The following is an 11,835-nucleotide window of genomic DNA, read 5'->3' as shown; positions in this document are numbered from 1 at the left end:
GGAAAAACCGTTGCCAGTTCTCGGGCGACGTCCTAGAGTTGCTCAGGTCCAGCCCACGGCACGCTGCCCGTGGGGTCGAGCGCAGACGGAAGGAGGGGAGCCCAGCATGAAGACGATCGTCCTCGGTCACGACGACACCGGTGTCGCCGCGCGCCCCCTGGGAGCTCCCGGCGTCCCGTCCGTCCCGCGCCCACGGGTGAGCTCCGCCCACGGAGCCCTCGGCGAAGGACGTGTGCTGCGTCCCGCCGTCTCCACCCTGACCACCGACCCCACCCTGGACCCGACCACCGCCCGGACCACGTAGGCCGACCGCCTGCCGTCCGCACGGCCGCGGGTCCTCGTCCGAGGGCCCGCGGCCGTTCTGTGCCACCCTGCGTCTGCGCCGGGGGGTGCCGGAGCCGCGGGGCACAGCCCAGGAGCACCCACCGCCATGACGACCTCGTCACCCGCCCCCGTCGACCGCCGTCCGTCCGAGGAAGGACCTGCCGTGCCCGGCGCCACCACGACCCGAACCACGACCACGCGCACCACCGCCGTCCGCCCCACCGGCGCCGGCGACTCAGCGGCCCCTGCCCTCCCGTCCGCGCCCGGGCCGACCGGCGCCGACGCGCTCGCCGAGCTGCCCTGCCGTCAGCACCCCGCCGACCTGTGGTTCGCCGAGCTGCCCCACGAGGTCGAGCAGGCCAAGGACCTGTGCGGGGCCTGCCCGATCCGCTCGGGCTGCCTCGCCGAGGCGTTGCGACGCGCGGAGCCCTGGGGCGTGTGGGGAGGGCAGCTGATCCTGCAGGGCCGGGTCGTGCCGCGCAAGCGCCCCCGCGGCCGGCCGCGCAAGGACGAGGTCGCGGCCTGACGTCGGCCCGGCCTCAGCCCGGGTCGCCCGGGTCGCCGGGGTGCCAGGGACACGCCGGGTGGACCGGCCAGCGTCGGGTGACCACGTGGGGCGTCTGCAGGCCCACCTCGTGGGTCAGCCCGGGCTGCACGGGCCGTCGGTCGCGGACCGCCTCGAGCAGCAGCAGGACAAGACCCTCGGCGGCGGCCTGGAGAACCTCCGGGACCGGCGTGGGGCGGACCTGCTCGACCGGATGCCCGAGGTGGGTGGCCACGACCGCCCACCGCGGGTCGCGGTCCCGGCGGTGCAGGTCAAGGCAGTGCAGGCACGGGCCCGTCGGGACGGTCACGGGGCCCACGACCACGCGCCGGGGCTGGACGACGACGGGAAGGACGGTCCGCCCGGAGCGGGCCGCGGCGAGCCCGACGTCGGGCGGGACCACGTGCTGGTGGACGGCCACCTCGGGCGCACGGCCGTCCTCGTCCTCCCCGTCGAGGAGGACCGGGGCGAGCGTTCGACGGAGGCGCCTGGCGATCGGGCCCGCTCCCCGGACCCGGACGGCGGTGCCCAGGCCCCCGGCGGGGTCGGCGTCGACCTCCGGAGCGCGGGCCGGTGCCGGCCCGGCGACGTCGGGGGGCCCGGCTCCCTGCGCGAGGGCCTGCGCCAGCGGAAGGACGCAGGAGAGGGGCTCCGATGCCGGCCCGGCGGGGGCCTCGGAGGTGGTCCGCCGCTGGCCCCCGGTGTCCCCTCCGGGGGAGAGGTGCACGACGACGGCTCCCGGGCCGACCCCGACCTGCCAGGTGGCGGCCGTGGCGGGGTCGGGCAGCGGGACCGTGCGACCGGTGCGGGGGGTGGCGCGGGAAGTCACCCGGCCACCCTGCCACCCGCCCAGCGGGCTGCGCCCTCGGCCGTCCACAGGCCGGGCGCCGGCTCGTCAGCGGTCGCCGCCGGGTTCGCCGGGGTCGTCCTGCTGCTGGTCGTCCGTGCCCGGGCCCGAGGGGTCCTCGGCCGAGGAGAGCAGGCGTTCGATGTCGGCGTCGGAGATCGAGACGTCCTCCTGCGCGGCCCCACGCCGCTCGGCATACCCCAGCGGGTCGTCGAGGTCCGCGGCGGTGGGTGCCACGTCAGGGTGGCCCCAGGCCTCGTCCCGTGCCGTCTGGCCGTGCGTCGACTCCAGGGCCGCGAACAGGTTGGCGGCGTCCCGCAGCCTCCGCGGCCGTAGCTCCAGCCCCACGAGCGAGGCGAAGGTCTTCTCCGCCGGCCCACCGCTGGCCCGACGACGACGGACCGCCTCCGCCAGCGCCCCAGCGTGCGGAAGGTGCTGGTCGGCGGCCTGGGCGGCGACCACGTCGACCCATCCCTCGACGAGGGCGAGGAGGGTCTCCAGCCGGGCCAGCGCCGCCTGCTGCGCCGGGCTCGGCTCCGTGGCGAACAGGCTGTCCCCCAGCGCCTCCTGCATGGCCTCGTGGTCCTGGGGGTCGGCCTTCCGCACGGCCTCCTCGATCCCGTCCGTGTTGATGCGGATGTCGCGGGCGTACTGCTCCACGGCGCCCAGCAGCTGCGGGCCGAGCCACGGCACGCCGGCGAACAGCCGTACCCGGGCGGCCTCGCGCACGGCCAGGTAGAGGTGCACCTCACCGGCGTCCACCTCCAGGCCCTCCGCGAAGGCGGCCACGTTGGCGGGCAGGATCGCGACGGACTCGTCGCCCGTGACCGGGATGCCCACCTCCGTGCCGGACACGATCTCGGTGGCCAGCGTGCCGACCGCCTGACCGACCTGGGCCCCGAACATGCTCGCGCTCATGCGGCGCACCATGGGCTCCATCTGCCCCATCAGCGCGGCCGGGTTCATCCCGGGGGGAAGCCCCGGGATCTCCGGTCCGCCCTCCTGGCCCAGCTGCGACATCTGCTCCCGGATCGCCGAGGACATGGCCGTCTGCAGGCCCTCGGCCACGGGCGCGGTCAGCCGCTCCCAGAGGGGCAGGGTCAGCTCGACCCACTCGGCCCGGCTGAGGGCCCGGGTCGGCCCCTCCGGCCGAGGCAGGTCGGTGACCTGGTCCAGCCACAGGGAGGCGACCTGCACCACCTGCTCCACGTCGCGCACCGTCGCCCCGCCGACCGAGACGTCACCGGCGTCCTGGGCGACCACCTGGCGCGCGACGTCCCGGGCCAGCTCGGAGTTGACCGGCCCGTCGTCACCGCCACCCCCGCCGAGGAGCAGCTCCATCTGGGACCGCATCTGCCGGATCTGCTGGGGGTCCATGGAGCCCAGCCCCATGGCCTCGAGGGCCTCCCGCATCTGCGGCGGGACCGGTCCGCCGAGCAGGGCCTCGAAGGGGTCCGGCTCGTCGTCGGGGCGTTCGGAGGGCGGGTTCTGGGACACGTCGGCTCTCTTCCTTCCGCACGGGGTCGGTCGACCAAGCCTGCCACGGCGGGCGGGCGGCGGCCGTCCGGGCCGGGTCGACCCGGCGCTGCACCCACGACAACGCCGGGGGACCGCTCGACGTTCCGACGCCCCTCGGGCACGCCGTCCTGTTGCTCGTCCAGCCGGTTCCCAGGGCGGGTGCGGCATGATGGCGCCGTGAGTGCTGAGCAGCCGACCGTCGTCGCCGAGGTGCGCGAGGCCCCCCTCTCCGTGGACGAGGCGCTGGCCGGCGTCAACCATCCCCGGGCGGGGGGAGTGGCCCTGTTCGTCGGCACCGTGCGGGAGCACGACGAGGGGCGTGAGGGGGTCGCCGTCCTCGAGTACAGCGCCCACCCCGGCGCCGTTGAGCACCTGCGCAGGATCGCCGGCGCGGTGGCGGCCCTGGACCAGGTCCAGGGGGTGTATGCCGTGCACCGCACCGGGCAGCTGCGGGTCGGCGACCTCGCGGTGGTGTGCGCGGTCGCCGCCGAGCACCGGGCGGAGGCGTTCGACGGTGCCCGTCGGCTGATCGAGGAGCTCAAGGCGGAGGTGCCGATCTGGAAGCGCCAGGAGTGGTCCGAGGGGGACCACAGCTGGGTGGGCCTGTGACGAGGAGGGCACCGTGAGCGAGGGCTACCACCACGGCTATCCCCGGCAGCAGCCGGACCGGGTCCCGCACACCGGCATCGGCCGGCGTTCGGGGGCGACCCTGCTGCTGGTCCCCCTGCTCGTGGTGGCTGCGGCCGCCGCCAGCTGGGTCGGGGTGGACAAGGTCGTGTACGAACCCGGCCCGGTGTTCGACACCCTGGACTCCATCGACGGGACCCCGGTCGTGGTCCTCGACCCCGAGCTGGAGGACCACCCGACCGAGGGTGACCTGTTCTTCACCACCGTCCGCCTCGACGGCGGACCGGGGGAGAAGGTCACCCTCCTGGAGTGGGGCCGGGCGGCGCTCGACCCCGCCCTGACCGTCCACCCGCGGGAGGAGATCTTCCCCGAGCAGGTGACCGCCGAGCAGGTGCGTGAGCAGAACACCGAGCTGATGGAGCACTCCCAGCAGGACGCCGCCGTCGTCGCCCTCCGGGAGGCCGGCATCGAGGTCCCCGAGGACATCGTCGTGGCCCAGGTCATCGCCGACGCGCCGGCCGACGGCGTGCTGCACGTGGACGACGAGATCCTCGAGGTCGAGGGCGAGCCGATGACCGACGCGGAGACCGTCCGGTCCCGGCTGCAGGAGGTCACCGCGGGCGAGAGCGCCTCCATGACGCTGGTCCGCGACGGCGAGGAGGTCACCCTCGACGTGCCCACGGTGCGGGACGAGGAGAGCGGGCGCACCATCGTCGGCGTCTACCTGGCCCCCCGGTACGACATGCCCTACGACGTGACCATCAGCGCGGGCAACGTCGGCGGGCCCAGCGCCGGCCTGATGTTCTCGCTGGCCATCTACGACCGGATCACGCCCGGAGCCCTGACCGGGGGACGGTCGGTGGCCGGGACGGGCACGATCAGCGGGCTGGGCAACGTGGGCCCGATCAGCGGGGTCCGCCAGAAGATGTATGCCGCGGAGGAGGCCGGGGTCGAGCTGTTCCTGGCGCCGGAGGACAACTGCGACGAGGTGGTCGAGGGTCGGCCCGACGGGCTGGTGGTGGTGCCGGTCGCCACGTTCGCGGAGGCCCGGGAGCACGTGGAGGCGGCGGCGGGGTCGGACGACGTCGGCGCCCTCGACCTGCCCAGCTGCCAGGATGTCGTTGACGAGGACGGGGCCCCCGCCACGGGATGAGCCGAGCTCCCGGCCGGGCGGTCAGTCGTCCTGCAGGGTCGCTGCGAGCGCGTGGGTCAGCCCCGGGGCCAGGTCCCGGCCGACGGCGACGGCGTCGTCCTCGTCGTGGTCGCGCTGACGCAGCAGGCAGACCTGCTCCCCGGTCCGCAGGCACGCGGCGAGCAGCCGGACGTCCTTGCGGGCCGGGTGCGCCGCCAGCCGGTCGGTCGCGAGCCGGGGATCGTCGGGCAGGTCCCGCTCCGCCTCCGGCGGGACGACGATGCGTTCGACGGAGAGCGCGACGCCGTCCACCTCGTCGGGCCAGGCCATCCGGCCCAGGAGGGACTCCAGGTCGGATGTGGGGGGCAGGCCCTCCTGCTCGATGGCCGTGTAGCCGTCGTCGTCCGCGTCGCCGAGCCGTTCCACCAGGTCCGGCTCGCGGTCGCGCAGCACCCGGGTGCGGACGAGGGCGAACAACCGGGGCGGCTGGTCCCAGCCGACCCGGGCCACGTGCCGCTCGGTGTCGACCGCTGCGGTCAGGAGGGGGGACGGGACGGTGGACGCTGACTGGTCGGGTGTCACCCGCCCATGGTGCCACCGCCCGCGGTTCCGGAACATCCAGGGAAGCCGTCTAGGGTGGACGGCGTGAGCGACCAGGACAGCAGTCACGACCCCGACGAGCCCGTGGGCCCGCCATCCGGTGGTGGTCCTGGCCCCGCGGACGGGCCCCGCGGCGGGCCGTCCGGTCCCGCGTCCGCCGGGGGTGGTGGACCTGCGGGTCCCGGTTCCGGAGGAGCAGGGGGCGGTCGCCCCGGACCCGGTCGTCCCGGCCCGGGCGGAGGGGGGCCCCGACGTCCCGCCGGACCACGTGGCCCGGCCCGGCCCGGCCGCAGCCGGTGGGTGCCCACGGTCCTCATCCTGCTGGGTCTGCTGTCGGTCGTGGGGTATGCCGCCACGCTGTGGACGGAGTTCCTCTGGTACGACTCGGTCGGCTACCGCACCGTCCTGACGACGCGGCTGCTGACCCAGGTGGCGCTCTTCCTCGGCGCGGGCGCCATCACCGCCCTCATCGTCTGGTCGGGGCTGTGGCTGGCCTGGCGGCACCGGCCCGTCTACGCCCCGAGCACCCCGGAGCAGGCCGCGCTGGACCGCTACCGCAGCGCCCTGGACCCGGTCCGCAAGCTGGTCTTCGTCGCCGTCCCCCTCGTCCTGGGCGGCTTCACCGGCACCGCCGCGGCGTCCCAGTGGCAGAACATCCTGCTCTTCCTGCACCGGGAGCCGTTCGGGGTCGAGGACCCCGAGTTCGGGCTGGACGTGGGCTTCTTCGTCTTCAGCCTGCCCTTCTGGCAGATGGTGGTCTCCTACAGCACGCTGGTCCTGGGCCTGAGCCTGGTTGGCGCCCTGGTGACCCACTACATCTACGGAGGGCTCCAGCTGCAGGCCGGACCGGGGCGCCCCCGGACCACGACCGCGGCCCGGATCCACCTGGCGGTCCTCCTGGCCCTGCTGCTGGTGGTCCGCGCCGGCGGGTACTGGATCGAGCGCTTCACGCTGTCGATGAACGAGCACGCGCGCATTACCGGCATGACCTACACCGACGTCAACGCCGTGCTGCCCACCCGCAGCATCCTTGCCGTGGCCTCCCTGCTGGCCGCAGCCTTCTTCCTGTCCACGATCTGGACCAAGGCCTGGCGGCTGCCGCTCATCAGCCTGGCCGGGCTCCTTGTGGTCTCGTTGCTGCTGGGCGGGGTCTACCCCTCCCTCGTCCAGTCGTTGCAGGTGCGTCCGTCCGAGGCCCAGCTCGAGGTGCCCTACATCGAGCGGGCCATCGACAGCACGCTGGCGGCGTACGACCTGGAAGGGCTGGAGAAGATCGACTTCGACGCCGAGACCGAGGCCGAGCCCGGTCAGCTGCGTGCCGACGCCGACACCATCCCCGGGATCCGCATCGTCGACCCCTCGGTCGTCTCGCCGACCTTCCGTCAGCTGCAGGGCGTGCGCAACTACTACCAGTTCGCCGACGCGCTCGACGTGGGCAGCTACGAGGTCGACGGCGAGACGGTCGACACCGTCATCGCCGTCCGTGAGCTCAACCTGGACGGCATCTCCGCCGCCCAGCGCAACTGGGTCAACGACCACACGGTCTACACCCACGGCTTCGGCGTGGTCGCCGCCTACGGCAACCGCCGCTCCACGGAGGGCGAGCCGCTCTTCTTCGAACGGAACATCCCGCCCATCGGAGGGCTGGGCGACTACGAGCCCCGGATCTACTTCGGCGAGGCGTCGACGAACTACTCGATCGTCGGGGCGGCCGAGGGAGAGGGCCCGCGGGAGCTGGACTACCCGGCGAGCGGCCAGGAGACCGGCGAGGTGCGCAACACCTACGACGGCACCGGAGGGGTGGAGATCGGGTCGATCGTCCGCCGCGCTGCCTACGCGATCAAGTACCGCCAGATCGAGATCATGCTCTCGGACTCGCTCAACGAGAACTCCCGGATGCTCGACCACCGGGAGCCCCGCGAGCGGGTGGAGCGGGTGGCGCCCTGGCTGCGGCTGGACGGCAACCCCTACCCCGCGGTGGTGGACGGCAGGGTGCAGTGGGTCGTGGACGGCTACACCGTGAGCAACCGCTACCCGTACAGCCAGATGGAGGAGCTGGGCGCCGTGACCGCGGACTCGCGGGTCGCCCAGGCCGAGAACATCACCACGATCGGGGCCGGCCAGGTCAACTACATCCGCAACTCGGTCAAGGCCACGGTGGACGCCTACGACGGCACCGTGCGGCTCTATGCCTGGGACGAGGAGGACCCCCTGCTCAAGGCGTGGTCCAGCGCCTTCGACGGGACCGTGCTGCCGATGTCGCAGATCGACGGCGACCTGATGGACCACCTGCGCTACCCCGAGGACCTGTTCAAGGTGCAGCGCTCGGTGCTCTCGCGCTACCACGTGCAGGACGCCGGGTCCTTCTTCACCGGACAGGACTTCTGGACCGTCTCGGAGGACCCCAGCGTCCCCGGTGAGACCAAGCCGGACATGCCGCCGCACTACCTGTCGGTGGCCATGCCCGGGCAGGACGAGCCGACGTTCAGCCTGACCACCACCTACATCCCGGCGGGGTCGCAACGGCAGAACCTCACCGGCTACCTGGCGGTCGACGCCGACGCCGGCAGCCAGGCGGGTGAACGCCGCGACGACTTCGGGCAGCTGCGGATGCTCGTGCTGCCGCGCGACACCACCGTCCGCGGTCCGGGGCAGTTCCAGAACGACATCAACTCCTCGGACGCCAACTCGCAGGCGTTCGCCCAGACGTTGTCGCAGTTCATCAACCTCAACAGCTCCGACGACTCCCGGGTCGACTACGGCAACCTGCTGACGCTTCCGGTCGGTGGCGGCCTGCTCTACGTCGAGCCCATCTACGTCCAGGCCCGCAGCGCGTCCGCCTACCCGCTCCAGCGCGTGGTCGTCGTGGCCTTCGGCAACGACCTGGCCTGGTCGGACACCCTTGACGGCGCCCTCGACGAGCTGTTCGGCGGCGACTCGGGCGCGACGGCGGGCGACGCCGGGGCGTCCGGCGCCCCCGAGGACGGGGCCGAGGAGCCGGAGGCCGAGCTGGATCCGGACACCGCGCTGGCCCGGGCGGTGGCCGACATCGAGCAGGCTTACGCCGAGGGCCAGGAGGCGCTCGAGGCCGGGGACTGGGAGGCCTACGGACAGGCCCAGGAACGGCTGCAGCAAGCCATCGCGCGGGCCGTGCAGGCCAGCCCCGAGGGTGGTTCGGTCTCCGTGGACGGTGCCGACCAGACCCAGGCACCGGGCGACGAGGCGGAGGTCACCGCCGAGCCGTGAGAACCACGACGGCCCACGGACCCCAGGTGGCCGATTTGGTCCTCCGCGGCCCGTGACCTAGAGTAGGTGGAGCAACGACGCGGGGTGGAGCAGTTCGGTAGCTCGCCGGGCTCATAACCCGGAGGTCGCAGGTTCAAATCCTGCCCCCGCTACCACCGCGACGAAGGCCCGGACCGACACGGTCCGGGCCTTCGTCCGTCCCGGGCCCAGCTGGTGCCCGGGCCGCACGTACAGTGGCCCCACCATGCCTCTCGACTACCCCGTCTCGACGACCACGCTCGACAACGGGCTGCGCGTCGTGGTCAGTCCGGACCGGTCGGTGCCCGCCCTGTCCCTCAACCTCTGGGTGGACGTGGGGTCGCGCCACGAACGCCCGGGACGGACGGGCCTGGCCCACCTGTTCGAGCACCTCATGTTCCAGGGGTCCGAGCTCGTCGGCGAGGGCGAGCACATGTCGCTGCTCATGGCCCACGGCGGGCGCTCCAACGCCACCACGTCCTTCGACCGCACGACGTACGTGGAGTCCGTGCCGTCCGGTGTGCTCAACCTGGCCCTGTGGCTGGAGGCCGACCGGCACGGCCACCTGCTCCCCGCGCTGACCCAGACCACCCTCGACAACCAGCGGGACGTGGTGGTGGAGGAGAAGCGGCAGCGCTACGACACCGTCCCGTACGGCCAGGCCCTCGCGCACGCCTGCCAGGCCGTCTTCCCCGCCGGACACCCCTACCACCACACGACGATCGGGGAGATGGACGACCTCCTGTCCGCCGACCTGTCCGACGTCCACGCCTTCTACCGTGCCCACTACGGCCCGCGCACGACCACGCTCACGGTCGTCGGCGACGTGGACCCCGCCCAGGTGGTGGACCGCGCCCAGCACTTCCTGGGGCACCTCGTCGACGGGACCGAGGACCGTCCTCCTCGCCGCCCCACGCTGGGACCCTCGTCCGACCCCGTCGTCCGCGACCTCGTCGAGGACGTCCCCTCCGACCGGCTGTACCTGACCTTCCGGCTGCCCCCGGTGACCGATCCCCAGTTCCTGCACTGCACCATGGCGCTGGACGCCCTGGCGTCCCTGGACGTCTCGCGGCTGCACCGTCGCCTGCTGCGGCGGGAGGAGAGCGCGAGCGGCGTCCATGCCTCGGCCCTCGGTCTGGTGGACGGTGCCAGCCTGGGGCTGCTGGTCCTGGACGTGGCGGACGGGACGGACCCCGGCGAGGTCGAGGCTGCGGTGCACGAGGAACTGGCCTCCCTGGGGGAGGCCGGCCCCGGCGAGACCGAGCTGGAGGCCTCCCGGGCGGACACCGAGCGGTCCTGGCTCGAGGCGTTGTCCTCGCACGACGAGCGCGCCGAGCTGCTGTCCCGGGCCGCGGTGAGCCTGGGGGACGCGGGTCAGGTCAACACCTACCTGGACGACGTCATGGCCGTCGGTCCCGACGAGGTCCGGCAGGCGGCGGCGACCTGGTTGTCCCCCGAGGTGATGAGCACGCTGCGCTACCGCAGGGCCGGGGCCGGGTCCGGAGGGGTCCCACGGACCGCGACGGCCCAGGGGGCCGCCGCGCACCCGGCCGGGGAACTGCCGTGAACGGCCGCGTGACCGAGCGCCCGCAGGTGGGTCCCCCTGCCCCGTGGTCCTTCCCCGAGCCGTCCGTCGTGCCCCTGCCCAACGGGATGCGGCTCCTGCTCGTCGACCTCCCCGGTCAGCACGTGCTCTCCCTCCGGGTCTTCCTGCCGCTGCCCGTCTCCGACGAGGAGCGCGGGACCGAGGGCGCCACCCTGCTGATGGCCCGCGCCCTCGACGAGGGGACGTCCCAGCACACCGGGGAGCAGCTGGCCGAGCTCACGGAACGTCACGGCATCGCCTGGGGTGCCGGTGCGGGCGAGCGAGGCGTGCACCTTGGTCTGGAGGTCGCAGGGCGTCACCTCGGCATCGCGCTGGCCCTGCTGACCGAGTGCCTCTCCTCGGCGAGCTTTCCCGAGGCCGAGGTGGACCGCCTGCGGCGGCACCGGCTCGTCGACCTGGCCCACGAGCACGCGGACCCCGGGGTCCGTGCCGCCCGGGCCTTCACCGCCGCCTACTTCGACCCCCGGGACCGTCCCCACCTCCCGGTGGGCGGGACGACGGCGACCGTCTCGAGGCTGACCAGCGACCACCTCCGCGACCGGCACGCGCAGCTGACCGCCCGGGGCGCGACCGTGGTCCTGGTCGGCGACCTCTCCGACGCCCCGTCCGCGGTCGGCACGGTGGCGGCCACGGTGGGCGCCTGGAAGGGCGACGACGAGGTGGCCGGGGCGCCCGGACCCGCACGCCGGTCGGACCGGGCCCACCGGACCGTGCTCGTCCCGCGCCCCGGCCTGGCGCAGACCGAGATCTACCTCGGCCGGCCCGGCCCCGACCGGCGCACGCCCCGGGGCTGGGGCACCTACCAGGTCCTCGCCATGCTCCTGGGGGGTGCCCCGCACGCCCGCCTCGACCGCGTGCTGCGCGAGGAGCGGGGCTACACCTACGGCGTGCGCCTGGGGTTCCGGCCGCGCAGCGTCGGCGGCACCACGGTGGTCGCCGGATCCGTGCGGGCCGACGCGACCGTCCCGGCGCTGGCCGAGACCCTCCGGATCCTCGACGTCCCCGGACCGGGGATCACCGACCGGGAGGTCCGGGATGCGGCGGACTTCGTGGCCATGACCGCCCCCGGGCGGTACGCCACCGCCGACGCCGTGGCGGACGAGCTGGTGTCGCTGGCGGGGGAGGGGCTGGCCCTGGACACCGTCACGCAGACCTTGTCCCAGGTGCGCGGGCTGGAGCGCGACGCGGTCGGGGCGGCCTGGGACGAGGTGCGGGCGTCCGCCCCGTGGACGGTGGTCCTGGTGGGGGACCCCGACCGGACGGTCGGCCTGGAGCAGCTGGAGGTCGGCCCGCTCGAGGTCGTCGACGAGGACGACGACTCCCGACTCTGACGGGACGTCTCCTCCGCGCGGGAGACGGCCCGCGGTGGCGGG

Annotated in this window: 10 protein-coding genes and 1 tRNA gene; 8 read left to right on the top strand and 3 right to left on the bottom strand. The window is 74.1% G+C overall.

The features are described from left to right. Window positions 1-106: 106 nt before the first annotated feature. Together FJR00_RS05740 and FJR00_RS16645 are read left to right on the top strand one after the other, a co-directional pair. Entirely contained in the window at window positions 107-304 is a 198-nt protein-coding gene (locus tag FJR00_RS05740) for a hypothetical protein (protein ID WP_141337850.1), read from the top strand. Window positions 305-430: 126 nt separating this feature from the next. After that, window positions 431-850: a WhiB family transcriptional regulator gene (locus FJR00_RS16645; RefSeq protein WP_083664305.1), complete on the top strand. Its 420-nt coding sequence runs from the start codon at window positions 431-433 to the stop codon at window positions 848-850. A gap of 13 nt (window positions 851-863) precedes the next feature. Here FJR00_RS16645 and FJR00_RS05730 read toward each other — a convergent pair whose 3' ends face one another. Further along, window positions 864-1,697, bottom strand: a complete 834-nt coding sequence (locus FJR00_RS05730) for a hypothetical protein (protein ID WP_141337849.1) — start codon at window positions 1,695-1,697, stop codon at window positions 864-866. A gap of 66 nt (window positions 1,698-1,763) precedes the next feature. Then, entirely contained in the window at window positions 1,764-3,212 is a 1,449-nt protein-coding gene (locus FJR00_RS05725) for a zinc-dependent metalloprotease (RefSeq protein WP_238330330.1), read from the bottom strand. Window positions 3,213-3,410: 198 nt separating this feature from the next. On the opposite strand from FJR00_RS05725, the gene FJR00_RS05720 reads away from it, so the two are divergent. Beyond that, window positions 3,411-3,842 (top strand): molybdenum cofactor biosynthesis protein MoaE, encoded by a 432-nt coding sequence (locus FJR00_RS05720; protein ID WP_238330329.1) that lies wholly within the window; start codon window positions 3,411-3,413, stop codon window positions 3,840-3,842. 13 nt (window positions 3,843-3,855) lie between these two features. Next, a complete protein-coding gene (locus FJR00_RS05715) occupies window positions 3,856-5,013 on the top strand; it encodes a YlbL family protein (RefSeq protein WP_141337847.1) in 1,158 nt (385 codons plus the stop codon). A gap of 21 nt (window positions 5,014-5,034) precedes the next feature. Here the strand turns inward: FJR00_RS05715 and FJR00_RS05710 are convergent, their stop codons facing one another. Beyond that, a complete protein-coding gene (locus FJR00_RS05710; RefSeq protein WP_141337846.1) occupies window positions 5,035-5,574 on the bottom strand; it encodes a PPA1309 family protein in 540 nt (179 codons plus the stop codon). Between the two features lie 318 nt (window positions 5,575-5,892). On the opposite strand from FJR00_RS05710, the gene FJR00_RS05705 reads away from it, so the two are divergent. From FJR00_RS05705 to FJR00_RS05690, 4 genes are all read left to right on the top strand, one after another. Next, window positions 5,893-8,838 (top strand): UPF0182 family membrane protein, encoded by a 2,946-nt coding sequence (locus tag FJR00_RS05705; protein WP_181409511.1) that lies wholly within the window; start codon window positions 5,893-5,895, stop codon window positions 8,836-8,838. Between the two features lie 78 nt (window positions 8,839-8,916). Beyond that, a tRNA-Met gene (locus tag FJR00_RS05700) sits at window positions 8,917-8,993 on the top strand. 89 nt (window positions 8,994-9,082) lie between these two features. Further along, window positions 9,083-10,423 carry a M16 family metallopeptidase gene (locus FJR00_RS05695; protein WP_141337844.1) on the top strand — a complete coding sequence of 447 codons (1,341 nt, stop codon included), beginning with the start codon at window positions 9,083-9,085 and terminating at the stop codon, window positions 10,421-10,423. Between the two features lie 8 nt (window positions 10,424-10,431). Further along, a complete protein-coding gene (locus FJR00_RS05690; RefSeq protein ID WP_141337843.1) occupies window positions 10,432-11,793 on the top strand; it encodes a M16 family metallopeptidase in 1,362 nt (453 codons plus the stop codon). Window positions 11,794-11,835 lie beyond the last annotated feature (42 nt).

It is taken from the genome of Ornithinimicrobium kibberense (assembly GCF_006519705.1).
GTDB classification, from domain to species: Bacteria; Actinomycetota; Actinomycetes; order Actinomycetales; family Dermatophilaceae; genus Ornithinicoccus; species Ornithinicoccus kibberensis.
This window is presented reverse-complemented; position numbering and strand designations above follow the sequence as displayed.